Annotated in this window: 23 protein-coding genes; 10 read left to right on the forward strand and 13 right to left on the reverse strand. The window is 46.6% G+C overall.

Annotation, left to right across the window (positions count from 1 at the left end; all coding sequences use genetic code 11):
• Positions 1-52: 52 nt before the first annotated feature.
• Both lspA and AC1XUF_RS04355 read right to left on the reverse strand, forming a co-directional pair.
• On the reverse strand, positions 53-568 hold the full coding sequence (gene lspA, locus AC1XUF_RS04350) for a signal peptidase II (RefSeq protein ID WP_483340436.1): 516 nt from the start codon (positions 566-568) through the stop codon (positions 53-55).
• On the reverse strand, positions 568-1,254 hold the full coding sequence (locus AC1XUF_RS04355; protein ID WP_483340437.1) for a 3-keto-disaccharide hydrolase: 687 nt from the start codon (positions 1,252-1,254) through the stop codon (positions 568-570). Before AC1XUF_RS04355 ends, lspA begins: the two co-directional genes overlap by 1 nt.
• Before the next feature lie 141 nt (positions 1,255-1,395).
• Between AC1XUF_RS04355 and AC1XUF_RS04360 the strand changes: the two genes are divergently transcribed.
• Positions 1,396-3,222, forward strand: coding sequence for a M61 family metallopeptidase (locus AC1XUF_RS04360; RefSeq protein WP_483340438.1), 1,827 nt, complete (start codon positions 1,396-1,398; stop codon positions 3,220-3,222).
• Between the two features lie 116 nt (positions 3,223-3,338).
• Here AC1XUF_RS04360 and AC1XUF_RS04365 read toward each other — a convergent pair whose 3' ends face one another.
• Both AC1XUF_RS04365 and AC1XUF_RS04370 read right to left on the reverse strand, forming a co-directional pair.
• The gene (locus AC1XUF_RS04365; RefSeq protein WP_483340439.1) at positions 3,339-4,115 is read right to left on the reverse strand and encodes a TIGR03915 family putative DNA repair protein; all 777 of its coding nucleotides are present in this window, start codon (positions 4,113-4,115) and stop codon (positions 3,339-3,341) included.
• The gene (locus AC1XUF_RS04370) at positions 4,115-5,371 is read right to left on the reverse strand and encodes a putative DNA modification/repair radical SAM protein (RefSeq protein WP_483340440.1); all 1,257 of its coding nucleotides are present in this window, start codon (positions 5,369-5,371) and stop codon (positions 4,115-4,117) included. Before AC1XUF_RS04370 ends, AC1XUF_RS04365 begins: the two co-directional genes overlap by 1 nt.
• A gap of 142 nt (positions 5,372-5,513) precedes the next feature.
• Here AC1XUF_RS04370 and AC1XUF_RS04375 point away from each other — a divergent pair, with 142 nt between their 5' ends.
• Positions 5,514-6,263, forward strand: coding sequence for a TlpA family protein disulfide reductase (locus AC1XUF_RS04375; protein ID WP_483340441.1), 750 nt, complete (start codon positions 5,514-5,516; stop codon positions 6,261-6,263).
• On the opposite strand, the gene AC1XUF_RS04380 is transcribed toward AC1XUF_RS04375, so the two are convergent.
• Positions 6,264-7,064 carry a GNAT family N-acetyltransferase gene (locus tag AC1XUF_RS04380; RefSeq protein WP_483340442.1) on the reverse strand — a complete coding sequence of 267 codons (801 nt, stop codon included), beginning with the start codon at positions 7,062-7,064 and terminating at the stop codon, positions 6,264-6,266.
• Positions 7,065-7,250: 186 nt separating this feature from the next.
• Positions 7,251-7,703 (reverse strand): DUF6883 domain-containing protein, encoded by a 453-nt coding sequence (locus AC1XUF_RS04385; protein ID WP_483340443.1) that lies wholly within the window; start codon positions 7,701-7,703, stop codon positions 7,251-7,253.
• Between AC1XUF_RS04385 and AC1XUF_RS04390 the strand changes: the two genes are divergently transcribed.
• On the forward strand, positions 7,666-8,505 hold the full coding sequence (locus AC1XUF_RS04390; protein ID WP_483340444.1) for a sulfurtransferase: 840 nt from the start codon (positions 7,666-7,668) through the stop codon (positions 8,503-8,505). The genes AC1XUF_RS04385 and AC1XUF_RS04390 overlap by 38 nt on opposite strands.
• 42 nt (positions 8,506-8,547) lie before the next feature.
• On the opposite strand, the gene AC1XUF_RS04395 is transcribed toward AC1XUF_RS04390, so the two are convergent.
• Positions 8,548-9,426 (reverse strand): c-type cytochrome, encoded by an 879-nt coding sequence (locus AC1XUF_RS04395; protein WP_483340445.1) that lies wholly within the window; start codon positions 9,424-9,426, stop codon positions 8,548-8,550.
• Between the two features lie 191 nt (positions 9,427-9,617).
• On the opposite strand from AC1XUF_RS04395, the gene AC1XUF_RS04400 reads away from it, so the two are divergent.
• Genes AC1XUF_RS04400 through AC1XUF_RS04410 form a run of 3 tightly spaced genes read left to right on the forward strand, consistent with a single transcriptional unit; the run spans position 9,618 to position 11,490 of the window.
• Entirely contained in the window at positions 9,618-10,625 is a 1,008-nt protein-coding gene (locus AC1XUF_RS04400; protein WP_483340446.1) for a helix-turn-helix domain-containing protein, read from the forward strand.
• A gap of 6 nt (positions 10,626-10,631) precedes the next feature.
• Positions 10,632-11,156 carry a YceI family protein gene (locus AC1XUF_RS04405; protein WP_483340447.1) on the forward strand — a complete coding sequence of 175 codons (525 nt, stop codon included), beginning with the start codon at positions 10,632-10,634 and terminating at the stop codon, positions 11,154-11,156.
• Positions 11,157-11,214: 58 nt separating this feature from the next.
• A complete protein-coding gene (locus AC1XUF_RS04410; RefSeq protein ID WP_483340448.1) occupies positions 11,215-11,490 on the forward strand; it encodes a hypothetical protein in 276 nt (91 codons plus the stop codon).
• On the opposite strand, the gene AC1XUF_RS04415 is transcribed toward AC1XUF_RS04410, so the two are convergent.
• Positions 11,487-11,747: a hypothetical protein gene (locus AC1XUF_RS04415; RefSeq protein ID WP_483340449.1), complete on the reverse strand. Its 261-nt coding sequence runs from the start codon at positions 11,745-11,747 to the stop codon at positions 11,487-11,489. The two genes, AC1XUF_RS04410 and AC1XUF_RS04415, sit on opposite strands and share 4 nt — an antisense overlap.
• 203 nt (positions 11,748-11,950) lie before the next feature.
• Here AC1XUF_RS04415 and AC1XUF_RS04420 point away from each other — a divergent pair, with 203 nt between their 5' ends.
• The gene (locus AC1XUF_RS04420; protein WP_483340450.1) at positions 11,951-15,997 is read left to right on the forward strand and encodes an FG-GAP-like repeat-containing protein; all 4,047 of its coding nucleotides are present in this window, start codon (positions 11,951-11,953) and stop codon (positions 15,995-15,997) included.
• A gap of 57 nt (positions 15,998-16,054) precedes the next feature.
• On the opposite strand, the gene AC1XUF_RS04425 is transcribed toward AC1XUF_RS04420, so the two are convergent.
• The 3 genes from AC1XUF_RS04425 to AC1XUF_RS04435 all read right to left on the reverse strand — a co-directional run bounded on the left by AC1XUF_RS04425 (position 16,055) and on the right by AC1XUF_RS04435 (position 18,034).
• Positions 16,055-16,927, reverse strand: coding sequence for a tetratricopeptide repeat protein (locus tag AC1XUF_RS04425; RefSeq protein ID WP_483340451.1), 873 nt, complete (start codon positions 16,925-16,927; stop codon positions 16,055-16,057).
• A gap of 164 nt (positions 16,928-17,091) precedes the next feature.
• The gene (locus AC1XUF_RS04430; protein ID WP_483340452.1) at positions 17,092-17,325 is read right to left on the reverse strand and encodes a hypothetical protein; all 234 of its coding nucleotides are present in this window, start codon (positions 17,323-17,325) and stop codon (positions 17,092-17,094) included.
• A 79-nt stretch (positions 17,326-17,404) separates the two neighbouring features.
• Positions 17,405-18,034, reverse strand: coding sequence for a pyridoxamine 5'-phosphate oxidase family protein (locus tag AC1XUF_RS04435; RefSeq protein ID WP_483340453.1), 630 nt, complete (start codon positions 18,032-18,034; stop codon positions 17,405-17,407).
• A gap of 77 nt (positions 18,035-18,111) precedes the next feature.
• On the opposite strand from AC1XUF_RS04435, the gene pdxR reads away from it, so the two are divergent.
• Together pdxR and AC1XUF_RS04445 are read left to right on the forward strand one after the other, a co-directional pair.
• On the forward strand, positions 18,112-19,581 hold the full coding sequence (gene pdxR, locus AC1XUF_RS04440; RefSeq protein WP_483340454.1) for a MocR-like pyridoxine biosynthesis transcription factor PdxR: 1,470 nt from the start codon (positions 18,112-18,114) through the stop codon (positions 19,579-19,581).
• A 24-nt stretch (positions 19,582-19,605) separates the two neighbouring features.
• Complete coding sequence (locus AC1XUF_RS04445; RefSeq protein ID WP_483340455.1) at positions 19,606-20,820, forward strand: MFS transporter; 1,215 nt, start codon at positions 19,606-19,608, stop codon at positions 20,818-20,820.
• On the opposite strand, the gene AC1XUF_RS04450 is transcribed toward AC1XUF_RS04445, so the two are convergent.
• Positions 20,812-21,162, reverse strand: a complete 351-nt coding sequence (locus tag AC1XUF_RS04450; protein ID WP_483340456.1) for a helix-turn-helix transcriptional regulator — start codon at positions 21,160-21,162, stop codon at positions 20,812-20,814. The two genes, AC1XUF_RS04445 and AC1XUF_RS04450, sit on opposite strands and share 9 nt — an antisense overlap.
• A 155-nt stretch (positions 21,163-21,317) precedes the next feature.
• On the opposite strand from AC1XUF_RS04450, the gene AC1XUF_RS04455 reads away from it, so the two are divergent.
• Complete coding sequence (locus AC1XUF_RS04455) at positions 21,318-21,596, forward strand: hypothetical protein (protein ID WP_483340457.1); 279 nt, start codon at positions 21,318-21,320, stop codon at positions 21,594-21,596.
• A 146-nt stretch (positions 21,597-21,742) separates the two neighbouring features.
• Here AC1XUF_RS04455 and AC1XUF_RS04460 read toward each other — a convergent pair whose 3' ends face one another.
• Positions 21,743-23,776 (reverse strand): heavy metal translocating P-type ATPase, encoded by a 2,034-nt coding sequence (locus AC1XUF_RS04460; RefSeq protein WP_483340458.1) that lies wholly within the window; start codon positions 23,774-23,776, stop codon positions 21,743-21,745.
• Positions 23,777-23,896 lie beyond the last annotated feature (120 nt).

Raw genomic sequence — 23,896 nt, forward strand, 5'->3', positions numbered from 1 at the left:
ACGAAAAAGCTCCTGCTTGCGGGAGTTTTTTCGTTTTAATAAGTCTAAAAAGCTATTGATTCAGCATCCGGCCTTTCTGGCGGCTATATGATTGGTAAAGGAAAATGAACATACCGGTCATGATCGAAACGTCGGCCATATTAAAAATGCCGGTCTGGAAAAAACCGAAATTGATATGCATAAAGTCGGTAACGGAGCCGTGGACGAGCCGGTCGTAAATATTACCGATACCCCCGCCAATTGCAAAACTCAAAGCGAGTGAGCTCAGTAAAGTCAGGTTCTTTTTTAATAAAATATACAAAATTCCAAAGCCAAGAGCGATTACCGGGATCACCGAAAGGATAAGTTTCTTGGCCAAATCGGGCAGACCGCTTCCAATGCTCAGGAAAGCACCTGAATTCTCTACATAAGTCAGCGTGAAATAATCGTTAATGATTCTTCGGGTTTCGTAAAAACCAATATTCTGCCTTACGACATTTTTGGAAATCTGGTCGCAGCCAATGTTTGCGATCAGAATGAGAATGATGACAATGTTCCGGAAAACCCTGTTTGAACCTAATCTCGACATTACTTAGACAATTCTTTGATTGGCGTTAATTTAATTTCTTTAAACTCAACTTCTGAGCCTTCGGATTGCAATGCAAGCTGGCCGGTTTCGGCGGTAGCATTGTAGCCGTAATTGACGAGAACGCCGTTCAGCCACACTTTTATTGTATTTTTAACACATTCAATCACCATCGAATTCCATTCGCCGAGCGGTTTTTCAGTTCCGTCCGTCAGGTTCGGGATGCGGCGTAGCTTGTCGCCATTTACGCCCCATTTTTCTTTCGGGCCGCGTCTTTTTTCCATCTCCGGCACCGTGATATCCTCCTGGATACACCAGAAATCACCCGCATTCTCATGCATCATCTGTACTTCGATGGATTTGGGGAACATATCATAAAGGTCCCTGGGTTTGGAAACGAAAACCAATGCGCCGCAATTGCCGGGTTTACCTGCAAACCGGTACTGGAATGTCCAGCGGAAGTTATTGTATTCGGCGTCCGTAATCAAGTGGCCACCTGGCTCTCCCAGACTAACCAAAAGACCATTTCGGACTAAAAAAGGGCTTTTAACACTTGGGTTTTTGTCCATTTCAGGAACATCCACATGCCAGCCTTTCAAATCTTTTCCATTGAACAATAATTTGGATTGGCTGTGGGATTGATAAGCATGGAACAGGAGGAAGGCGGCAAACAGTACTAGTTTTTTCATTGCTTGCGAAGGTTTATTTTGGGGTTTAGCAGTTTCATGAAAAGAAAATTAGGTAATAATAAGCTTAATAATAATGGCACGGGGCGAAATTTAAAAGATATGCTTTAAATTGAGCCAGAGCATTTTCAAAATCGGTCTGTTATGTTGGTTAAAAACTTACTTGGTCTTTCCTTATTTTCACTACTTGTCAGCCCTTTATCGGCTCAAAAAATAAATTACGAAATATCATTTCCCAATCTTGTTCATCACGAAGCGCGGATAGCAGTGACCGTTACGGATGTCGCCCAAAAGGAGCTTACGTTCCGAATGAGCAGGTCTTCGCCGGGAAGATATGCGACTCACGAATTCGGAAAGAATATCTACGACGTGACGGCGTCGGACAAATCGGGTGCGGCGATAAGCATTGAGCGTGTTGACGGGGATATTTACAAACTTTCAGGAATCAATGGTTTTGCCAAGGTCGAGTACACCCTGTATGCCAATCATGCCGATGGGACTTACGCAGGATTGGACCAGAACAGTGTCCAGTTGAATATGCCGGCCGCATTTATGTGGATCAGGGAATTGCAGAAAGCGCCCATCGAAGTGAAGTTTAATTTACCCGAAAATAATAAATGGACCATTGCGACACAGCTCAAAGCCACCAGACAACCTCATGTTTTCACAGCGCCGGATCTGCAATATTTTATGGATTCCCCGGTCAAGATCGGCAAACTAATTGTGAAAGAATGGGCATTGGATAACCCGGGCCAGAAGAAATCCCAGTTCCGTCTCGCGCTCGAAGTGACTGCCAACGATTCATTGGCCGAAGGTTTCGCAGCAAAAGTGAAACGCATTACCCAAGAGGCGCAAATGGTTTACGGAGAGTTCCCGCTTTTCGATTCGGGAAATTATGTTTTCCTGGCCAGCATTAATCCCTACGTGAAAGGTGACGGCATGGAGCATCGGAACAGTACGATGATCGCATTGCCAACGACTTTTGACGGTTCGAATAATCTTTTGGGCGTATTCTCCCATGAATTTTTCCATACCTGGAATGTCGAGCGGATCAGGCCGAAAACGCTGGAACCATTCAATTTCGAAAAGAGCAATATGAGCTTCGAATTGTGGTTTGCAGAAGGGTTTACACAATATTATGGCGAACTGCTGATTGAAAGGGCGGGTTTTGATTCGCCTGAAGATTATTGCAATACATTAAGTTCTTTGATCAACACCAAGGAAAATACGGCTGGCGCCAAACGCATTTCGCCTGTTCAGGCGAGTTGTCAGGCGGTGTTTGTAGATGCCGGCGTAGCAGTGGACAAAACCAATTACCCCAATACTTACACCTCCTATTATCCCTATGGAGCATCGATTGCCCTCGCATTGGACCTTGAACTCCGCAGAAAGGGCCTCACGCTCGACGGCTATATGAAGATGGTCTGGCAAAAACACGGCAAGCCGGAGATCGCCTATCAGGTTTCGGATTTGCAGACAGTACTGGAGGCTTATTCCAAAGACAAGCTTTTTGCGGAAGGGTTTTTCAAAAAATATGTAAATGGCCACGAATCGTTTGATTACGCTCCTTTACTCCAAATGGCGGGAATGACGCTGAAAAAGCAATTTGAGGGTCAGCCGTGGATTGGAGATATGCGATATAAGGAAGGCCCTGAACTGACCATTCTCTCCAATACGGTGATTGGTACTCCATTGTATGAAGCCGGCTTGGATGTGGATGATCAGATCCAGAAATTGGACGGAAAAAGGGTTGGTTCCCAAAATGAATTGAACACCATCCTCAAAACTTACAAGCCGGGGGAAAAAATCACCATTGATTTTACACACAGAGGCGAAGCAAAATCGGCTACGCTGACAATTTCAGAAAATCCACGACTGGTCGTCCAGTTGAATGAAAAAGCAAATCTGCCTGTTAGCGCTGAAATGCAGAAATTCAGGAAAGATTGGCTGGACAGCAAGATCAACCAGTAAAAACCTCAAAATTCGTCGTGAATGATCAGCGAAAGGCAAATGCTGGTTGGCTGCCCGTAAGATAACAGCTCAAAATACGGCCTGTACCCGAATCACAAAAAGGTAAAGTTTACACATTATCTAAGGTCTTGTTTTTCAGAAAGATACTTCCAGTATCGTTTAGGGACGTGGCGGATATGCAGCTTCATATTTTTTCGCGATGGGATATTTGTACTTGTAAAATAGTCCTTCCATAAGATCGTGTACAATTCTTCCTTTTCGTCCAGTAAATGACCGGGCAATGCATTGAGATTGGACGACATTTCGGAAGAGAAATCAAAGGTGATCTCCTGCACGATTTCCAGATCGTAAAATAACCCGTATTTTCTTCGCAAATCATAAATAATCCATTTCTGATCGGCATACCGGTTTTTGAAATGATCTATCAAAAGCGGAAGCACATTGAAGTCAGGTTCGATGTGCGAATAAAATACATCTTCCGAAGTTTTTTGAAACCGGATAAATGCCTCCATCCGATGCTTTTCGCGATGCACTTTCTGGCTCATTTGAGAAATTGCCAGAACATGGGTGTTTCCGTAATTTTCTTCCGCACCTGGCGGGCTGTCAATAATATACCGCGCAAATTCAAATAAGTGCTGAAATGTACCGGGTTCTTCGGACAGAAAGGCCTTGTAAAAACGGAGCATCCATTCTTTATCCAGCTTTCTCCGCAATCCGCTCCAGACACGCCTCGCTTTATCTTCCTCGCTGATCACCGTGAAGCATTCATTGAAAACGTCGGGCATATAATGTGCCTGACTCACCAGTTTGACTACTTTTGCTTTCTTTTGATAGGAATCAAAAATGGCAGTGAGCAAACCTTCCAGCGTCCCGTCAAATACAAATAATTCCATTAGAAGAGCGAAAGCTGGTTATTTGCTTTTTTCTGGTACTTGCTGTGACTTTCTGCCAGGATGATGCCTTTGAGATAACCCGCCTCGAAATCCCTCAATTGTACCGGGCTGTCCGCGAACCGGATAAAGTGTTTTGCCTTGTTAAAGGAGATGCCGATTTTTTTGAGGTTATCCTGGTACAGCCGATTGAATTTGCGGGCCTGCACGATTTTCAAAGCCGACGAAACACCGATTCCCGGGACCCTTAAAATCATTCTGTAATCCGCCGTATTCACATCCACCGGAAATTGGTCGAGGTTGCGCAGTGCCCAGCTTAATTTCGGGTCTACATCAACTTCCAGATTAGGATATGCATCATTCAGGATTTCCTGTACATTGAAACCATAAAATCGCATCAGCCAGTCGGCCTGGTATAACCGGTTTTCCCGGATCAGCGGTGGCTGCGTTCCGATCGCGGGCAAGCGGTTATCATCACTGATCGGGATATAGCCGGAATAATAGACTCTTTTGAGAGAGAAATTTTTGTAAAATGCATTGGCTGTATGCATGATCTGCTGGTCAGTATCGGGTGTGGCACCGATTACAATTTGCGTGCTTTGGCCTGCAGGTACAAATTTCGGCACGCTCTTGATCAGCGCTTTTTCGTCCGAAAACTGGTCAATGCGCTTCTGGATATAATGAAGCGGCTTTTTAACTTCTTCGTGTGATTTTTCAGGCGCCAACAATTTCAGGCCTGTTTCCGTGGGCATTTCAAGGTTAATGCTCATCCGGTCGGCGTACATACCGGCTTCTCTCAGCAGATCTTCACTGGCACCGGGGATGGTTTTTAAATGGATATAGCCGTTGAAACGCTCCTCATTGCGGAGTTTTTTTACGATCCGAACCAGCCTTTCCATCGTGTAATCCGCATTTTTGAAAATACCCGAACTTAAAAAAAGCCCTTCGATGTAATTACGGCGGTAAAAATTCATGGTCAGCTCCACTACTTCCTCTACCGAGAAAGCAGCGCGCTTGATATCATTGCTCCGTCGCGACACGCAAAAGGCGCAATCGAAGATGCAATGATTGGTCAGCAGGATTTTCAGGAGCGAAACACACCGGCCGTCCTCCGTGTAAGTGTGACATATCCCAGTACCTTCCGCGTCGCCCAATCCTTTGTTTTCATTTTTTCTGTTACTACCGCTCGACGAACACGATACATCATATTTGGCTGCGTCTGCCAAAATCCCCAACTTTTCCCGAATCCTGTCGAACATATAAAATTTCAATAAGTTAATTTTAACTAAAATATTAGCGCCTATTTCACAGTTATAGGAACGGTGTCAAGGCTGTTTTGTGCTCTAAAATATCAAATTTTTGATACTGATACAATCAAATACCATATTAAAAGCGTTCCAGATGAATTGCAGCAGGGTTGGAATTTCTATCCTCTTCACACTCACCATTTTCATTCAAATTGCCCAAAGCCAGCCTTCCGAAGAAAAGGTGACCCGGTATAACGGTAAGGTGAGCCAGCAGTTTGTGATGAACCGGGAAACAATTGTTATTGACCACTCCACTGGTAAGCGGATCAGTTATGAAACCTATGACGGGATTTTGAAAAGAAATCCGGGGGTATATAAAACAGTCCCGATTTTCGACAAATATGGAAAACCATCTTCATTTGAGCTGGTCAAAAGAAGCCAGTTGCAGATTCAGGGTGACGGGTCGGTGATGCAGAATTCGGACCTGATGCCTGAAGTAGGGGAGCCCCTGCCTCCGTTCGTAATGAAAGGCCTGGATGGCAAGGAATATAATTCTGAGAAGTTGAGGGGGAAGTATATTCTGCTAGGGTTTTGGATTAAATATGAAAAACCACTTTACACATTTGCCAGCACAAAGGTGATTTCCAAATTTATCGAAGAAAACAAGCAGCGGGGTATCGAAATTATTTCCCTCGGGACTACCTTAAATACGGAAGAGGAATGCCTCGAAGCTATTCCTAAACGTAATTGCGGTTTTATTCCGGTTCCGGATTCTTACGGATTTAATCATCGGTACAAAATCAGCGAGACGCCTTACTTTATTCTAGTAGACAAAAAGGGAATCATTAAGGCGATGGCTCCTCATACTGAATTTGATAAGATCAGTGAATTGGTTTTGAGATAGTTACCCCAGCTGTCCGCTGATCCGGTTGAATATTTTGTCACGCTTCCAGGGACGTTCCGGACCCAAAAACATTCGTCTCGAAAATCTGGATTGTTTGAAACCGTTTTCTTCCAGAAACTGAATAGCCAGTCTGTTTTCTTCAGGCAGAATTGCAGCCCCGTTGTCCCTGATGCGCAGTTTCAAAAGTTCCAATCCCGCCGTATCGTCAGTAGCCACAACCGGATTATCCCCCCAATCGGGAATGAAATAGCCCAGCACTTCCCGACCCTCAACATACAAATAGGCCGAGGAAATAAAATCGCCGAGCACGCCGCGACGATCTTCGCCGGAAACCTCGCTATCCAGGTCATAGATTTGTTCGCGGTATTTCTCCGAAAACGGGACAATTTTCTCCGATATAACATGCTCAGGCGCTGGGATCTCCTTCGTGAAGTGTCCGTACACATTTTCCAGTTCGAACCCGAGTTTAACGTAAACCGGGAAGCCGAATTCGGTCGCATCCAGGTAGATCGTCGGATATTTTTCCCGGTCTATCCCTTCGATCAGGCTCAATGTCAAGGATTTTCCGAGCCCCTTATTGCGGTGGTCCGGGTGGGTTACAATGCAGGCGAGCCAGGCTGTCTCTCTGTGCAGGATCGTTGTTCCGATGGCCACCATTTGTTCATTGATACTGATTTTAATTGGCTTGCAATGTTCAGAGGCGATGAAATATTCAAATCGGGGAACAAGGTTGCCCCATGTTGGCGGCTGCAGAGCGGGCAATTGTTTCAAATCGTGCGTGGTAAATTCGGTACAAATCATGAAGGGATGAAATAGGTTAGTCATCTGAAGAGGCGACGTACTGATATAGTTAAAATTAAAAAGTTAATGCAGGACCGGATGAAAGTTTAGTTTCGCTTGTCAAATTCGTTAGTCATCATGCCAAAACGTGATCAATCGGGGAATTTCCTTTTCGCCATTTGTAGCAAAAAGCCATCCCATCTTCATTTATGGGTTTCTGCCGCCAGGTGACGGCAGTCTACATTCTGTTGCTTTCGGGATTCCAATGGACGTCCTGGTCTCAACACTTAATACATTTTCTTCAAAGGCCAAACGTATTGACATATTTCTGAACTCGTTGGTATTGGAGTTAGGGTGGCCAAATTTAATAAAAAATAGGGCCTTGAATCTCCCCGCGGCATGACTGTACTTCAAAAGATAATTTTCAATTTTGTTTAATGAAACCACTGCGTGCGGACGATGATGAAATTTGGCCATTATCCAGGTGTAATAATCAGTGATATTTCGAAACAGCAGCAGCTTTTTCCCTGCCTGTCTGGCAGGAAGTATCACGATCACACTTAGATGTGATTTCAGAAAAAAGTAACTTTCTTTATAATTCAAAAAAGCAGCGCCTTGATCAATGAACATCATCACAACACAACAGCTTAAAACAATCATCGACAATGAAAATCCGGTTATTGTGGATGCAAGGGGAGGGGTTGACGCTTTTGAGCGGTACAGCGCCGGACATTTGGCCAATGCATTGTATGTGGACCTTGAAACGAATCTTTCGGAAAAGTCGGACAACGCAGCAGACGGTGGAAGACATCCGCTGCCCGATCCCGCGGAGTTTGGGGTGTTTCTTGGAGAATTGGGCATCACGCCGGAATCAACTGTGGTGGTTTATGATGACAAAAAAGGGGCGAATGCTGCCGCAAGGTTCTGGTGGATGCTGAAAGCTGCCGGGCATGAAAAAGTGTATGTGGTGAGTGGTGGGCTGGATTCGATTATAGCTGCCGGTTTACCTGTAAATCAGGAAGTTCCAGCCGCACCTTTGGAAGACGATTATCCGGTTTCGGAATGGGCTTTGCCGGTTATGGATATCGAAGACGTTTCGAAACTGGCCGAAGATCCTGATTATATGTTGATCGATGTCCGTGAGCAATATCGCTATATTGGTGAAAGTGAGCCCATTGATCTGGTTGCAGGGCATATTCCGGGTGCTGTAAATATTCCTTACACATCCAATCTTAATGGTGAAGGAGAGTTTTTATCCCTGGAAGAACTGGTTGCGAAATATAAGGAGGCATTGGGTGGCCGCATTCCCAAAAATGTGATCGTGCATTGCGGTTCCGGGGTCACTGCGTGCCATACTTTATTGGCTTTGTGGGAGGCGGGATTGGAAGGGGCGTCTTTGTATGTGGGGTCGTGGAGTGAATGGTCGCGGAACGACAAACCCGTTGCCATCGGACATCACTAAATTGATGGCCGGACTCCGATGGTGAATCCGGCCGGATCGATATCAATTGATCGATTGCAAATACTGGTACAGTGACGCAAGCTCGGTTTTGGTGTACTGGGCTGTCATTTTCCAGGGCATATCTTCATTTTTGAGGGTATGCCCTTCTGGTGTTTTGCCGGTACTCAAAGTGGCGATAAACTCGTCTTGCGACCATTTGCCGACGTGCCCGGACCTGGTGATATCTGGTACAGGCGGAAAACCCGGTGCCAGTGGTTCGCCGCCTTTCATGTTTTCACGGTGGCAGCCACTACAGGAAACAGAAAGGTATTGCCCTTGCACAACCCCTTCCGCAGAATCTATTTTCGCGATCATTGGCCTGCTGTGGTCGATTTTCTCAACAGAAAGCAGTGGCATTTTTCCCAGGTAGGTCATGACCATTGCAACGGGCCCCAAGTCATTATCGGGCAGTTCCCGGTCTACATCCGGAATTTGTACGCAGTAAGAGATTAACGCCGATATATCTTCTTCGGACAGCAAGGTCGTTTCGTGCGAAGGCATGAAAATCAGCGGCTTGCCGTTCTTGCCCACTCCGTGGCGAAGCGCAGTCAGCCAGTCGGAATTGCTGTAATCTTTCGGAAGGCCACCTTTTCCTTTGGTCAGGTTACTTGCAACGAGCCTTCCGATTGCTCCATCGTCGTTCATGATTTTACCTCCCAGGTCGGCCGAGTGGCAGTCCTGGCAGCCTTTGATCGCGACCAGATGTTTTCCTCTCGCTAAAAGGGCACTGTCTTTTGAGATACGGATTGCTTCCTCCGCGAATGAATACTGTTTTTCCATTCGAGTTTTAACACTCGAGAAAATAAAAGTGTATACCGTCAGAAGCAGTGCAATAAGCACACCGAACACGATCCCTGTCCATTTTAAGATTTTACGTACCATGGCATTTGTTTGAATTTTTTGCCACAAAGATGCGTGGCGATGCGGGCGCCGGGGTACGCGAAAGGGATTTAAAACTACGACAAACGGATTTTGTCGATAAACCCGTCCGTTGAATAATTTGTATAGAATCTCCTTTATCAAAACGGATAGTTTTGCAGCTACACGTTCCTGATATTTAGTTTTAAAAAGCCATGATTTTTAACTCTTCCGATATTTTCGAATTCGATAGTCTGCCGAATCCCCAGTCAGTTGGTCCAATCCCTTTGTCGCAATGGTCAGACGCGCTGATTAGCAGGTTTCATCCCAAGGCCGGTACAATCAGCTTTAAGAATGCCATGTTCCCTCATATGCATATCATGGAACTGCACTGGCAAACGCAACACGCCATTGAGGTTTACGAAAGCACACCCTCCGATACCATCAATATTAATTTTCACATGGACGGAAACCTGGATACCACGTTTTCAGGGATACCGGATGATTTGAAAATGCGTCCTAAAACAAACAACCTTGTGTTTTCGCCGGAAGAGGGGTCTTGCAATAGAGTGGGAAGTAATGCTTCGGTGGAAATGTTTCACCTCAGTTTCGAACGGAATTTTTTTCTGAACGCAATAGGCTGTGACGACGCATGGAGTGAAAGTGTGCACCAAAACCTGCTTCATAACCGCCCTTTTTCAGGAATAGTGGGAAACCTCAGTACAACTCCGCAAATGCTTTTGCTCATCGACGAGATCAAAAAATACAAGTCTAGCGGGCCAATGCGAAATCTGATAATCCAGTCGAAGGCCCTGGAACTGCTGGCTTTGCAAATAGAACAGTTTCGGGTAACGGGTGCCAGACATGAAGACTTAAAACCTGGGGAAATTGAAAAATTAAATGCACTGAAATTATACCTGGATGCCCATTTTTTGAACGAAATGACTTTGGCCCAATTAAGCAGGACATGTCTTTTGAATGAATTTAAACTTAAGAAGGGATTTAAGGCTTTGTTTGGAGAAACCGTATTCGGGTATATCAGAACATTGAGAATGGACTATGCAAAGAAACTTTTGCTCGACTGTGGGATGACAGTGGAAGAAGTGTCGGCAGTGTTGGGTTATGAGCACGCTCAGCACTTTTCTGTTGCCTTTAAGAAATTTACCGGTATCAATCCGTCTAAAATCAGACAGCAACCGGCAGCCATCCTCGCATCCATCTGATTTTTTATGAAAAAGTATTTGATTTTAATAGTCTTCATTCTATGTTCTTTTACCTTCTTTCAGTCAAAAGATTGGGAAATATTAAGTGGTTATACGATTAAGTTCGACGGCAGATATGCTCACGGAACGTTTGATAAATTAGAAGGGTTACTCAGTTTCGATCCTGAAAATGTTTCTGACGCAAAATTTGATGTTAGGATTGATGTAAAGTCGATTGACACGGGCATTGAATTAAAAAATAAGCACGCCAAAAGTGACAAGTGGCTGGATGCCGAGAAATTCCCGGTAATCCGTTTTGTTTCGTCGGAAATCATAAAGCTGGACAGCAGCTATATTGTCCGTGGCGAAATGGAACTTCATGGTGTCAAAAAACAAATTACAATTCCTTTCGTATTTCGCGAAGATCGGGCCAGGTGGCTGTTTTACGGGAAGTTTAAAGTCAACCGGGGAGATTTTGGAATTGGGAAAGTGATTGGCAAAGAATCCGATTCGACTCAAGTGGAGGTTTCGGTTCCCGTGAAATTGAGATAGCAGCGTCGCTGGTATGATATTTTTTGAATAGAAATAGTACAACTACTATTTGCCTGCCATGAAGAATATTGAATGCCATTACAAAGACGGTTCCCTGATTTTCTGCACAACTCACGGATATCCTTACGGGACCGCACACCAGATTCTGAATGAATTCAATGTCGTAGGCCTCATTTCCACAGTTCGGGAAAAGCAGGACAAGCTATTCAATGTAGTCGGACGCCTGCCAGTCAACTACGATCCCTTTAAAAATCACGAAAAAAAGTGGGGCCACGTCATCTCTGAATTAAAAAGGACAAAAGAGATGCTCGAAGAAAAGATTGAGCTATTTTAGGGCTTTTCAGCCTGATTGAGTCGCGCTATTAACTCGTTCAAGTCCCTTTCAGCGGTCTTAAGTGCCTTTACTTCAGAAGTCTCCGCCACGCTTTCAGCGGGGTCATTCTCATTTTTAATTTCTTCCATCACGTCCGGATTTTCCCGGTTTTCTTCTGACGTTTCAGTGATGAGGTCTAAATTCATCCTTTGGAACTCAATTTGCTGACGTTTGGAAAGAATTTTCTCCTCCAGTTCTTTTCGCGACTCGGTTGACATATCCTTTGGGTTTTTGATTTAAAAAAGGCAGCAAAAAATCGAGCCAGCTTGCGTCATCGGAAAATAAATGAGAATTGCCTTTGGCTCAATAGCTCTCCGCCTCCTGGTAAACGGTTTGTGCTGATGCAGTTGTAAATGTTAAGATTTGTCAGGGAGCTTTACGCTTTCCAACAAGCCTTTCATTTACCCTAAAATCCGCTATCATGAGATACATTTACAAACCGGCCATCCTCGTGTTCCTGGGGGCCATCGTTGCTGCCATTTCTTACCTGGTCCGGGAGCCGGGCGTTCAAATGCAGGCCCTTGGGCTCGTAAAGCCGGGAACCAATACCGGCACAAAGCAAAACCTGACAGGCGTGCCTGAAAACGCTGTATCCGAAATCCAGCAAGGGCTGGCAAAGCGGGAATACCACATTTCTTACGACGAGGCCAGGCACTCCCTTCAGAGCCCCAACCGCAAACAAAACCTGCGTGCTTATTACGCACCGGGAACATTGACGGTCCAAAATCGCATCGATTCGGCTGGCCACAATTTCAGCCTTCAACTGGTTAACGAAGGCATTTTTGCAGATGGCCGTCAACTTTATGCACCAGAGGGAAGTCCTGAACTGGCCAATAAAGAAAACCAGCTTGATATCCGTCATACCGGTTTTACGGAACAGTATGTCAACAGCGAAGCCGGTGTCCGGCAAAATTTTATCATTCAAAGTGCACCTGCAAATACCACGGCGTTGCAGGTACACATTTTAGCAAAGGGTCTTACAGTAAATGACCTGGAAAATAATGAACTACATTTTTACGTAGAAAATGAAAATGGTTATAGAGAAAAACAATTGGTTTACAATGGTTTGAAATGCTGGGACGCCCGTGGAAAAGACTTGACAGCCCGCCTTTCTGCCCGTGGCCAGCATATTACAATAAGTGTCGATGTAGAACACGCCGCTTATCCTGTGACCATCGACCCGATCATTGCTGCCGGGAACCCTGGCAATGCCAATGGTACGGTAGAAAGTAACCAGGCTGGCGCCCAATTGGGCTATTCTGTGAGCAGCGCGGGTGATGTGAATGGCGACGGGTACAGCGATGTGCTGGTGGGCGCACCTTATTACGACCAGGGCCAAAATGATGAGGGGGTGGTATTTGTTTATCTTGGCTCTTCCACGGGCGTTGGCGGCGCAGCAGCTGCGGTCTTGGAAATAAACCAGGATGGTTCGGGATTTGGCTGGTCGTTATCTACGGCGGGGGATATTAATAAAGATGGTTACAGCGATGTGGTTGTGGGTGCGCCGATGTACCACAATGGGCAGCTCAATGAAGGCGCCGTTTTTGTTTACCATGGATCGGCGTCCGGACTTAACACGCAGGCCGCAAAAATCCTGGAAGGCAACCAGGTGGGGGGGCAGGTGGGTTTAGCCTTGGCGCTGGCAGGTGATGTCAATGCGGATGGCTATTCGGACATAATTATCGGTGCCCCTTTGTATGATAAGGGGCAGGCTGACGAGGGGGTTGCGGCGGTTTACCATGGCTCGGCCCAGGGTTTGGCTGGTGCGGCGGCATCGGTTCTGGAGAACAACCAGGTGAGCGCTCAACTGGGCTATTCAGTGCGTGGCGCCGGGGATGTGAACGGGGATGGTTATAGCGATGTGATCGTGGGTTCGCCGCTGTATGATAATGGTGAAGTTAACGAAGGCGCCGCGTTTGTTTACCAGGGTTCAGCCTCAGGCATCAATGTCAATGCTGCGGCGGTGCTTGAGAATAACCAGGCAGGTGCTGCCCTGGGCTGGTCGGTGTCAGGTGGCGGTGATATCAATGGAGATGGTTACGGTGATGTGGTTGTGGGGGCGCCACTCTACCAGAACGGTCAGAGCGGTGAAGGCGGCGTTTTTGTGTACCATGGTTCGGCGTTGGGGATAAGTGCTCAGGCATCGAAAGTATTGGAAGGTAACCAGGTCGGGGCCAAGGCTGGTAATGCCGTGGCGGCGGCCGGGGATGTAAATGGCGACGGTTATGGGGACGTACTGACCGGCGTGGGGGAATACGACAAAGGGCAGACCAATGAGGGGGTGGGGGCTGTTTACCATGGATCAGCGCAAGGATTAAGCAGCACGGCCAACTCCGTTCTGGAAGGCGACCAGGTGGAAGGCCACTTAGGTTTCAGTGTGGCCAGCGCCGGGGATGTGAACGGAGATGGTTACAGCGATATCATTGTTGGCGCGCCGTTGTTTGACAAGGGGCAGAATGATGAAGGGGCGGCTTTTGTTTGGATGGGGAGTTCTTATTCAATGGATATGGTTTCCTCGACAACGCTTGAAAAGAATCAGGCGACTTGCTCGATGGGTTTTTCTGTCGCCAGCGCAGGGGACGTAAATGGTGATGGATTTAGTGATGTTGTGGTAGGGGCTTTTTCTTATGACAACGGGCAGGTCGATGAAGGAGCTGCTTTTCTCTATTTAGGGTCGGTAAGTGGGGTTGTGACAAATCCTGCTGTTATGCTTGAAATCGATCAAGCTGGTGCTTCAATGGGTTACTCGGTTTCAAATGCCGGTGACATTAATGGCGACGGATACAGCGATTTGATCATTGGAGCAAATAAGTATAGTAAAGGTGAGAACTATGAAGGTGCCACCTTTATATATTACGGTTCTGTCAACGGTCTCATCAATTCCCCTACAATAATTGAAGGTAATCAGGCAGATGCAAATTTTGGCTGCGCAGTGTCCGGAGCCGGTGATGTTAATGGAGACGGATTTGATGACGTTCTGATTGGTGCTGAGGGGTATCAAAATGGAAATAATGACGAAGGCGCAGCATATGTTTATTTTGGCTCCCAAGCTGGCTTAAAGATAACCACCGGCGTTTTTGTTGAAGGCAATCAGGACATTGCCAGGATGGGAGTTTCCGTTGCAGGTGCAGGAGATGTAAATGGGGATGGATATGACGACATCATTGTAGGCGCTGTGAATTATGATACTTTTGGGGCAGCACTTATTTATTATGGATCCAGTACTGGCATCGGCAATGTGGCGGGTGCCATCCTGAAAACCAACGGCTCGTTAATGGGAACCTCTGTTTCCAGTGCTGGCGACGTTAACGCCGACGGTTTTAGCGATGTTATTGTCGGAGCTCCATACTATACAACGAATGCAGGTGTAATTGGTGCTGCCGTTGTGTATTATGGAAGTGCTGTCGGCATTAACTCTAATCTTAAGACTATTGTCGAAGGTAGTCATGAATTTTGTTTAATGGGTAATTCAGTCTCCTTTGCCGGCGATGTAAATGGTGACGGATATGGAGATGTCATAGTTGGAGCGCCATTCTTCAATAAACCCCAAATGAATGAAAAGGGCAAGGCGTTTATTTTTCCAGGATCACCCAATGGTCTCATAACAAGTTCTATTGCATCGTTTGAGGTTTTGAGTGTCGGAGCCCATATGGGGTATTCGGTGTCAGGTGCCGGGGATGTCAATGCAGATGGATACGCTGACGTAATAATAGGGGCACCCCAATATGGAAACAGCGGTGCGGCATTTGTCGGATATGGAAATACAGGTTACTGCCTCAAAAACAACTCCCGCCTCTACAACTCCGATCTCACGACCATTATCAACCAATCACAATCTATGAAGCCAGACTTCGGAGCGGGCCTGTATGCCAAATCATTTCTCGGCAACAACAGAGCCAAGCTGGTTTGGGAAACGAAACCAAAAGGGCAAGGATTCTCGAAAGGAAGCAACAACATCATCACCAATAGCACGCAAGTCACGGGTTCACAAAATGCTTATGCCAGCCTGGGCTTGGCAGGTACAGAGCTAAAAAGCCTTATTGCCAAACAAGGCCCATCGACAAAAGTCCGGGTGCGTGTAAAATACGATCCCACTTTGGCGCTGACCGGGCAGACGTATGGCCCGTGGCGTTACCTGCCTGCTTACCTGATTGGGAACAGTGTCGCGCCGGTGCCGGAGAAAGCGATGAGTGAGACGGTAAGGAAGAAAGTAACTGCGGCAGAAGTTTTAAATAACAAGGTAGAGGTGTTTCCAAATCCAGTTTCGGAAAAGTTGAGTATTAAACATTCTAATGCGGAAAACGTGAAGAGCATACAGCTTTTTACGACTTTGGGAAAGTCAGTGTACAGGTCAGAGACAGTTGAAACGGAAATAGATGTGAGGCGTTTTACGCCGGGTGTCTATATTCTAGTGATTACAAATGCCGACGGTTCCCAAAGGTCCCAGAAAGTGATTGTTAGTGAATAGAGGATGAATAAACTAGTTCGAAAACCAGCTTTAACTTAGGGCTGGTTTTTTTTGTATTTATTTCATATTAAGGGCCTTTTTAAAAAATCCACCCAGGAAACTGGCGGAGAAAGTGAGAAAAACGGAGCCGTAAAGACTGAAATTCTCCAGTTCCCTCTTTCCGCTGTTTTCAGGGATTTGGGTAAACAGGAAATAGCCTGTTAGTAGCAGTACACTTTGCATCATGGCCAATAGCCAGCCTTTGCGTGGTTCAACAAAACCAATTGAAATGGCGGAAAAAACAGCCACCAGATAGGGCAGGTGCACGCTTTCCGCGTTTTTGACCACCGAAATAACCACTGCGCTCGTGATAACCACCATCACCATACTGGCGATCAGTTTCCTATCTAAAAAGGGTGTTTTTGCAGTTCCAGATACAGGGCCACGATTTGCGAGCTCTTCTGAAATACGCTTTTCTGTTGCAAAATCATCCCAGGCCTCTTCGTCCTGGTGGAGTTTGAGATAGGTTTGTCCGCGCCAATGATAGGCTTCGGATTGCATATTTTCCGCCAGTGTTATGGCTTTGTTGAGTGCAACTAATGCATCCGCACAGCGCTCGTTCTCCAAAAGAAGCTTTCCTAATTCGAGCTGACTTTTGAATACCATATCATCCAGGCTGACTGACATCTGAAAATCGCCCAAGGCATCAGGATCGTTCCCCAGCGCTTTTTTGCAGAGCCCTCGGTATAAATAAGCAATGGATGACTTAGGTTTCACCCTGATCCTCTGATCAAAATACCGGTAAGCCTCATCGAGTTTTTGGTTTTGGAACAAAAGGACTCCTTCCGATAAAGCAACCTCTTCCTTTTCCGAAGCCGTGCGCAGGTCTGCGTAATTTCTCAGGTAATATATGTAGCCAAAAAAGGCGGCAACAATCAGTAATTCCAGCATTTATCTACTACGAAGTAAGCGTCATGAATTTTGGTCAAAGGAAACAGGTCTTTTTGAAAAGGAAAAATGATCTTCGACCTGGCCCGATGGAATTCGCCAAAAAATAAAACGAGGATGCTCCCAGGTCATGGGAACATCCTCGTTTGTTAAAATAGGTGACAGCGTCAAATCAGCATCGCCATATCCGGGTCATTGCGGTTATCTTGCGACAGGGCGGAATAGCCGAGTGCGATCCGTTTGCCGGTATTTTCAGCCATTTCCAGCAACTGAAAAACCTTTTCTTCTCCCTCCAGTTTCAAAGCCTGATATAAAATATTTCCGTAGTGAAATTCCTGGGAACCAAGTCCTTTTGCAAGAGCAGCCAATTGGTAGCGATCGAAGAGTTCCTTTCCTGTCATGGGATGCGAAGGTTTAATTAAATCCGGTATCTTGATTTTGACCAAAAGATGACGGAAAGGCTCCCAAAGTTGCACAACCCTATATTAAATGTTTTGGAAGAGGAATATTCAAACTGCGCTCATCGGGGATTGGAGCCAACTTTTTTACCGGAATAGGGATGATGCCCGACCAGATCGGCAGCTCCAGGTCCTCCTTTTCGTCATTGGGCATTCCTGATCTGGTTTTTGCCACTGCCTCTTCGAAAGAAAAGGCAAGGGCTGTTGTTTTTCTTACTTCGCTGTCCGTCATTGGGCGCAGGTAATCCCAGCTGCCGGGAACAATCTTATCGGTCAGCCATTCAAAGGCCGCCCTTTTGGTCTCCATATCTTCGACTTTCTCTGCTTTGGAAAAAATAGTGACCGAGCGGTAGTTCACCGAGTGACTGAAGGCTGACTTGGCAACTACCAGGGCGTCTGTCAGCATGACCGATATGCAGACACGTATCCCTTTCTCAATCTCTCTTAAAAAATGGCTTCCGACCGAGCCGTGGATATAGAGCTTATCGCCATAGCGTACAAATGCAGTTGGGATAGAAAATGGTTGATTATCAATAGAATAGCTGATGGTGCAGAAAAGAGCTTCATCGAGGATGGTGCAAATTGTTTCGTGGTCATAACTGGCCCGTTTGGCGAGCCGGCTCGGTACCAGGTGTGGCGGCGGATTGTGCATGGCTTTTTGTTTTTCGTCAAAATTATCTCTTAATTGGATGCATCATATGATCCAATATTTAAAATTTAAGTAGTCCAATGCAAGTGCTCTCCACGCTATTGTCCATTGAAAAAACAGCAAGGCTGCCCGTTTACCTGCAGATTGCAAATCAGCTCATGGCCCTGATCAAGGAAGGTATACTTGCCCCGGGATTTCGTTTGCTGAGTACACGGCAGCTGGCGTTGGCGCTCAAAGTGCACAGGAGAACTGTGATCCAGGCGTATGATGAGCTTTTGGCGCAGGGCTGGCTGGAAAGCCATACGGGCAACGGAACATTTGTGGCGAAACATTTACCAGAAATCGGGCGCGCCCCGTCCGGGACGAAGGAAGAACGATCTTCCGGCCATGCATTGAAAAAGGCGGGGTTTAGTTTTGAAAAGCCAGTCCACTTAAATCGCCCGGTTTTGAAGTCGGGTACGAGATTACATTTGGATGACGGCTTTCCGGATCCACGCCTTGCTCCGCTGGAAGAACTTTCGAGAGCTTACCGGAGCCAATTATTGCACGGAAACCCCTATGTACGGTTGGGGTACGGAGATACTAAGGGGACCAGTTGGCTTCGCCAGGAACTATCCCAACATCTTAATGAAACGAGAGGTTTGAAGATTAATGCCGACAATATTTTGATTGTGAGGGGAGTGATTATGGGTATACACCTATTAAGCAACCTGATACTGCGGCCGGGTGATCAGGTGGCTGTCGATTCGCCAGGATGGTTTGGTGCCAATATGAATTTTGTGCAGGCAGGTGCGGAGGTTATCAAGGTCCAGGTGGATGAGCACGGTCTTGATGTGGACGCTTTGGAGAAATTATGCGAAAAGGAGAAAATAAGGCTGTTGTATCTTACGTCGCATCATCATTATCCTACCACCGTGGCGCTTCGTGCCGACCGGAGGATTAAATTGCTGCAGCTGGCGGAGCAATTCGGGTTTGTCATTTTTGAGGACGATTACGATTATGATTTTCACTATCTGAGCAAACCACTTTTGCCATTGGCGGGCGCCGATAAGGCAGGGATGGTTATGTATTGTGGTTCTTTTACCAAGACAATTTCTCCCGCATTCCGGATTGGTTACCTGGTTGGGCCCGAAGATGTGATCGTCCAGCTTGCTTTGTTGAGGCGTATTATCGACAGGCAGGGCGACCAGATGCTGGAGAATGCTGTGGCTGAATTGCTTCAGACGGGCGTAATCCAACGACATTTGCGGAAATCGGTCCGTGTATATAAGCAGCGCCGCGATTTTTTTTGTGAGCTTTTGAAGTCGAGGTTGCATGATAAAGTTGCTTTTGAGGTGCCTGACGGGGGGATGGCGGTTTGGGCGAAATTCGATCTTGCCATCGATCTTAAAAAATTGGCCGAGAGGGCATTGCAGCAGGATCTGTATTTTTCGGACGGCGCTCTTCTGGGTACGTCCGGGCAGGAGGACAACAGGGTGCGATTGGGGTTTGCATCTTCCAATCTGGATGAACTGGAAGAAAGTGTAGGTATTATTGCAGATTTGTTGTGAGATTTGTGGCGGCAAAAAGTCATTATGGTTAAAAGAATTATTGACAGCTACCGTGTTTCGTTTAGCGGCCTCAGTCGGGAGACATGGCTTTTGAGCATTGTGATCCTGGTCAATCGGTGCGGTTACATGGCTGTGCCGTTCATGAGCATGTACATCACACAAAACCTGCACCGCAGCATTACCGACGCAGGTCTGATCATCACGCTGTTCGGTGTGGGGTCCGTGTTGGGTGCCATGGCGGGCGGCTATTTTACGGATAAGTTCGGTTTCCGTCCTGTACAGATTGTCAGCCTGATATTGAGTGGGGTCTTTTTCATTCTTTTTGGCCTGGTTACCAATTTCACAGGCCTCTGCTTCCTGATCATCGTTCTCAGCTTTTTCGTGGAAGCCTTCAAGCCCGCCAATAGTACTGCCATCGCGGCGTACTCGTCACCAGCCAATCTGACCCGATCGTATGCCCTTAACCGTTTGGCTATGAACGTCGGGTTTGGTTTCGGGACTTCGGTGGGAGGGATACTGGCGGCTATTAACTATCACCTGCTGTTTTGGGTGGATGGGCTGATCTACATTTTGGCGGGAATACTAATGACCTTTTTGCTTTCTAAAGGCCGCATGGTCAGAAAGGATTCTATTTCTGTCCAGGACGATGCTCCTGGCAAGTCTCCATGGAAAGACGCATTTTTCGTTCGGTTTCTGGTGCTGGTGACTGGATATATGCTTTGCTTTATCCTGCTTTTCAGGCTGGCACCGGTGTATTGGAAGGAAGAAATGCATATAGGTGAATCTACTATTGGTATCCTTCTGGGAATGAATGGTTTAGTGATCGCGATTTTTGAAATGGTCCTGATCCAGAAGATGGCGAACCGGCGCCCGGATGCGTTTTATATTACAGCCGGGGTTGTCTTTTGCGGGTTGGCATTTATGGCGCTTGTGCTGCCCGTGATATTTCCTGTAATCCTTGCTGCAGCGGCTGTATTGCTCTTTACAATGGGTGAAATGCTGGCGATCCCCTACATCAGTACTTTTGTGATGAGCCGCGCCAGCGAGATGAACAGGGGCAAGTATTCAGCCGCCTATTCGGTTTCACAATCGGTGGCACAGATTATCGGTCCCGCACTGGGAGGTTATGTAGCCGGTAAGTGGGGATATGATATGCTTTGGATAATGCTGGTGATTCTGAGTTTCACTTGTGCAGCCGGTTTCCGGGCGCTTTTCAGGAGAGAGGTGATGCTAAGATAGCTCTTCGCCCTCTTTTCCTTCCGGGTTTTCTGTTGTTTCCGGCAACAAGAGTACCCTTCCAAGTTTTTCTGTCAGGATCTTGATCTTCTCATTCTCAGCTTCCAGCGCTTTTCTCTGTAATTCGATCAGGTCATCTTTTTTGACCATGATGTAGTTTTCTCTGGGCTCTTCAAACATAGGCGCTTCACCAACGAGCTGGGCGACTGTGGTATTGAGTACTTCCGCCAGTTTTCTGACTTCTGCGAGGGAGGGATCATGCCTGCCGGTCTCCCAATGCGAGATGGTTTGCTTACTTGCCTTTTCAATTCTCTTGGCGAGCTCTTCTTGGTTCCATCCCATCATTTCACGGTATTTTTTAATTCTTTGGCCGGTGATTGACATTGTGTTGCTAAGATGTAATAATACTTGACTTTGTTAAAACTAAACTATATATTTGCATAAAGTAGTTTTCGTAAGGCGCAAATTACAAAAAACAAACACACTAATTCAATCCATCCATGAAAGAGAAACAAGCACGGGTGTCAGAGTACGGCGGATTATCCATCAAGGAACGCCTCCTTATCAGGTTTATCAAATCAAGAAACATTGTAGGCAAAAATTGGCGCAGTGTCCTGGCGGCCCGAGATCCTTTTTTCAACACCAAGCTGGGAGGCGATTATCTCACTTCTGTCGCTCAGGCAGTTTCGGATAAAAGCCGCGGTAACGTCGACAGAATTGAGCGGGTCACGATTGCGCTTGAACAGGCTGCGGGCATCTCTTCATCTCCGGTTGTGTGAGGATGGGCTATCTGATCGCTCTGGGATTGTTTCTCACGGGAGAGGGAACAGTCCGGTTAATAGCCGCTTACGGCAATCTTTTTTTGCTTTTCATTGTGCTTTTCCTGATCGGCATGATTATCAGGTTTATGCATCAGGATTAGGGGTCAGATTTTCTTCCCCTGAATCCTGAATGCATTGAGAATGGCAAGTAATGCTACGCCCACATCTGCAAAAACGGCTTCCCAGAGCGTGGCAACTCCACCGGCGCCCAATACCATGACGGCCAATTTCACCGCCATGGCCAGGGAAATATTTTGGTAAACTATGCTTTTGGTGATTTTCCCAGCCCGGATCGCGGAGACAATTTTGGTTGGCTGGTCATTTTGTATCACAATGTCAGCAGTTTCGATTGCCGCATCGGAGCCAAGCGCGCCCATAGCGATGCCCGCATCGGCCAGGGCTATCACTGGCGCATCGTTCACCCCGTCGCCTACGAAAGCGATTTTCTTTCCTTCGCTTTTAAGCCTTTGAACGATACCGACTTTGTCTTCTGGCAATAGGTCACCGTAGCTTTGGGTGATGCCCAGTTGTTTTGCTACGTGGGAAACAACTTCTTTATTATCTCCGGAAAGCATGATCGTTTCGATGCCCAGATGCCTGAGGGCCGAAATTGCCTCCGCTGCATCTTCCTTTACTTCGTCTGCTATCATGATGTACCCGGCATACTTTCCGTCGATCGCGACAGCGACGATGGTTTCTGAAATTTCATTGAGAGCCGCCGAAAATTCAATCCCGAATTTTGTAAGGAGTTTGAGGTTTCCCGCCAAAATCGTTTTTCCATCGATTTCCCCTTTCAGCCCATGTCCCGAAATCTCTTCTACATCGAGCGGTTTCAATAGGATAGCCCCCTCCATATGTTGTACTACGGCTTTTGCTACCGGATGGGTTGAGTAGCTTTCAAGCGATGCTGTTAATGTCAGAAATTCTTTGGGGGCTAAATCGGTTTCCACTTTCTGTACTTTGAAGACACCTTTTGTAAGCGTGCCTGTTTTATCCGAAACGACCGTGTCGATTTGCGTCATTACATCCAGAAAGTTTGACCCCTTGATCAGGATGCCATTTCTCGAGGCCAGGCCGATCCCGCCAAAGTAGCCAAGTGGAATAGAAATGGTTAACGCGCACGGACAGGCAATCACCAGGAACACCATGCCACGGTAAAGCCATTGATCGAAGTTGTAATCCGCTGTGAACAAATAGGGAACAAGAATGATCACCAGGGCCAAAACAAAGACAATGGGCGTGTAAATCCTGGCAAGTCTGCTGATCATCAACTGCGTAGGCGCTTTTCGGACGGTAGCTTCCCGCACCATTTCCAATATCCTGGATAGTTTGGAATCTTTAAATAATGACTGAACCTGTATTTTGATGGTTTTTTCACTGTTGATCATTCCCGCAAGCACTACCTTGTTTTGGGTGATCACGGTGGGCCTGGATTCGCCTGTCAGTGCGGCTGTGTTGAACGTGCCGGAGGGGGATATCAATATACCGTCCAATGCAACCTTTTCACCTGCCTTAACCAGGATGGTTTCGCCGACTTGTACCGAGCCCGGGCTTACCTGTTCATTTTTTTGATCGCGTATCACCGTGACGGTTTCAGGCCGGATATCTAAAAGCGCTTTTATGGAGCGTTTGGAGCGGCTCACTGCGAGGTCCTGGAACAATTCTCCAATCTCGTAAAATATCATTACCGCCACACCCTCACTGAACTCGCCAATGTAAAACGCCCCGAAAGTGGCGATGGTCATCAATGTAAATTCATTAAATAAATCGCCGCGACCTACGCGACGGGCAGCAGTTGCGATTGTTTTGTTTCCCGCCAGGAAGTATGCGGTAAGCATCAGCAGGATTTCCGTATACCGGTTTACTTCAATTTTCAGAACAAAGGTTGTAAGCAGGAATGCGCCAAGGATGGCCAGGCTTAGCCAAAGCATCCATTTGGTTTTTAAAATCCCCGCATCACCGGACTCTCCATGGTCATGGTCATGATCATCATTGTGGTCATGAGCGTCATCGTGGCCATGATCGTGGTCGTGACCGTTTGGCGTGTGGTTGTGCTTGTGCGCAGGTGAACTGGATGTGTTGCCAGAGCAGCAGTCGTCGGCTTCGCGCAGCAGGTTATTCTTTTCCTCCATTTTCATTCAATTCCATTCTAAGACTCTCTCAATGGTTAACAGAAAAAACAGTTGATTCATCTTTCTGCTTCTTTAATCTCGGCAAAGGTAGCTCTCAATCGCGTGCAACAGGGTTACATATGTTGA

The sequence above is a fragment of the Dyadobacter sp. HNCC25DJ185 genome (assembly GCF_056895195.1).

Excerpts from the sequence above, each read along its gene's own strand:
- lspA (WP_483340436.1), bottom strand. The coding sequence starts at position 568 with ATGTCGAGATTAGGTTCAAACAGGGTTTTCCGGAACATTGTCATCATT.
- AC1XUF_RS04355 (WP_483340437.1), bottom strand. The coding sequence starts at position 1,254 with ATGAAAAAACTAGTACTGTTTGCCGCCTTCCTCCTGTTCCATGCTTAT.
- AC1XUF_RS04360 (WP_483340438.1), top strand. The coding sequence starts at position 1,396 with ATGTTGGTTAAAAACTTACTTGGTCTTTCCTTATTTTCACTACTTGTC.
- AC1XUF_RS04365 (WP_483340439.1), bottom strand. The coding sequence starts at position 4,115 with ATGGAATTATTTGTATTTGACGGGACGCTGGAAGGTTTGCTCACTGCC.
- AC1XUF_RS04370 (WP_483340440.1), bottom strand. The coding sequence starts at position 5,371 with ATGTTCGACAGGATTCGGGAAAAGTTGGGGATTTTGGCAGACGCAGCC.
- AC1XUF_RS04375 (WP_483340441.1), top strand. The coding sequence starts at position 5,514 with ATGAATTGCAGCAGGGTTGGAATTTCTATCCTCTTCACACTCACCATT.
- AC1XUF_RS04380 (WP_483340442.1), bottom strand. The coding sequence starts at position 7,064 with ATGATTTGTACCGAATTTACCACGCACGATTTGAAACAATTGCCCGCT.
- AC1XUF_RS04390 (WP_483340444.1), top strand. The coding sequence starts at position 7,666 with ATGAACATCATCACAACACAACAGCTTAAAACAATCATCGACAATGAA.
- AC1XUF_RS04385 (WP_483340443.1), bottom strand. The coding sequence starts at position 7,703 with ATGATTGTTTTAAGCTGTTGTGTTGTGATGATGTTCATTGATCAAGGC.
- AC1XUF_RS04395 (WP_483340445.1), bottom strand. The coding sequence starts at position 9,426 with ATGGTACGTAAAATCTTAAAATGGACAGGGATCGTGTTCGGTGTGCTT.
- AC1XUF_RS04400 (WP_483340446.1), top strand. The coding sequence starts at position 9,618 with ATGATTTTTAACTCTTCCGATATTTTCGAATTCGATAGTCTGCCGAAT.
- AC1XUF_RS04405 (WP_483340447.1), top strand. The coding sequence starts at position 10,632 with ATGAAAAAGTATTTGATTTTAATAGTCTTCATTCTATGTTCTTTTACC.
- AC1XUF_RS04410 (WP_483340448.1), top strand. The coding sequence starts at position 11,215 with ATGAAGAATATTGAATGCCATTACAAAGACGGTTCCCTGATTTTCTGC.
- AC1XUF_RS04415 (WP_483340449.1), bottom strand. The coding sequence starts at position 11,747 with ATGTCAACCGAGTCGCGAAAAGAACTGGAGGAGAAAATTCTTTCCAAA.
- AC1XUF_RS04420 (WP_483340450.1), top strand. The coding sequence starts at position 11,951 with ATGAGATACATTTACAAACCGGCCATCCTCGTGTTCCTGGGGGCCATC.
- AC1XUF_RS04425 (WP_483340451.1), bottom strand. The coding sequence starts at position 16,927 with ATGCTGGAATTACTGATTGTTGCCGCCTTTTTTGGCTACATATATTAC.
- AC1XUF_RS04430 (WP_483340452.1), bottom strand. The coding sequence starts at position 17,325 with ATGACAGGAAAGGAACTCTTCGATCGCTACCAATTGGCTGCTCTTGCA.
- AC1XUF_RS04435 (WP_483340453.1), bottom strand. The coding sequence starts at position 18,034 with ATGCACAATCCGCCGCCACACCTGGTACCGAGCCGGCTCGCCAAACGG.
- pdxR (WP_483340454.1), top strand. The coding sequence starts at position 18,112 with ATGCAAGTGCTCTCCACGCTATTGTCCATTGAAAAAACAGCAAGGCTG.
- AC1XUF_RS04445 (WP_483340455.1), top strand. The coding sequence starts at position 19,606 with ATGGTTAAAAGAATTATTGACAGCTACCGTGTTTCGTTTAGCGGCCTC.
- AC1XUF_RS04450 (WP_483340456.1), bottom strand. The coding sequence starts at position 21,162 with ATGATGGGATGGAACCAAGAAGAGCTCGCCAAGAGAATTGAAAAGGCA.
- AC1XUF_RS04455 (WP_483340457.1), top strand. The coding sequence starts at position 21,318 with ATGAAAGAGAAACAAGCACGGGTGTCAGAGTACGGCGGATTATCCATC.
- AC1XUF_RS04460 (WP_483340458.1), bottom strand. The coding sequence starts at position 23,776 with ATGAAAATGGAGGAAAAGAATAACCTGCTGCGCGAAGCCGACGACTGC.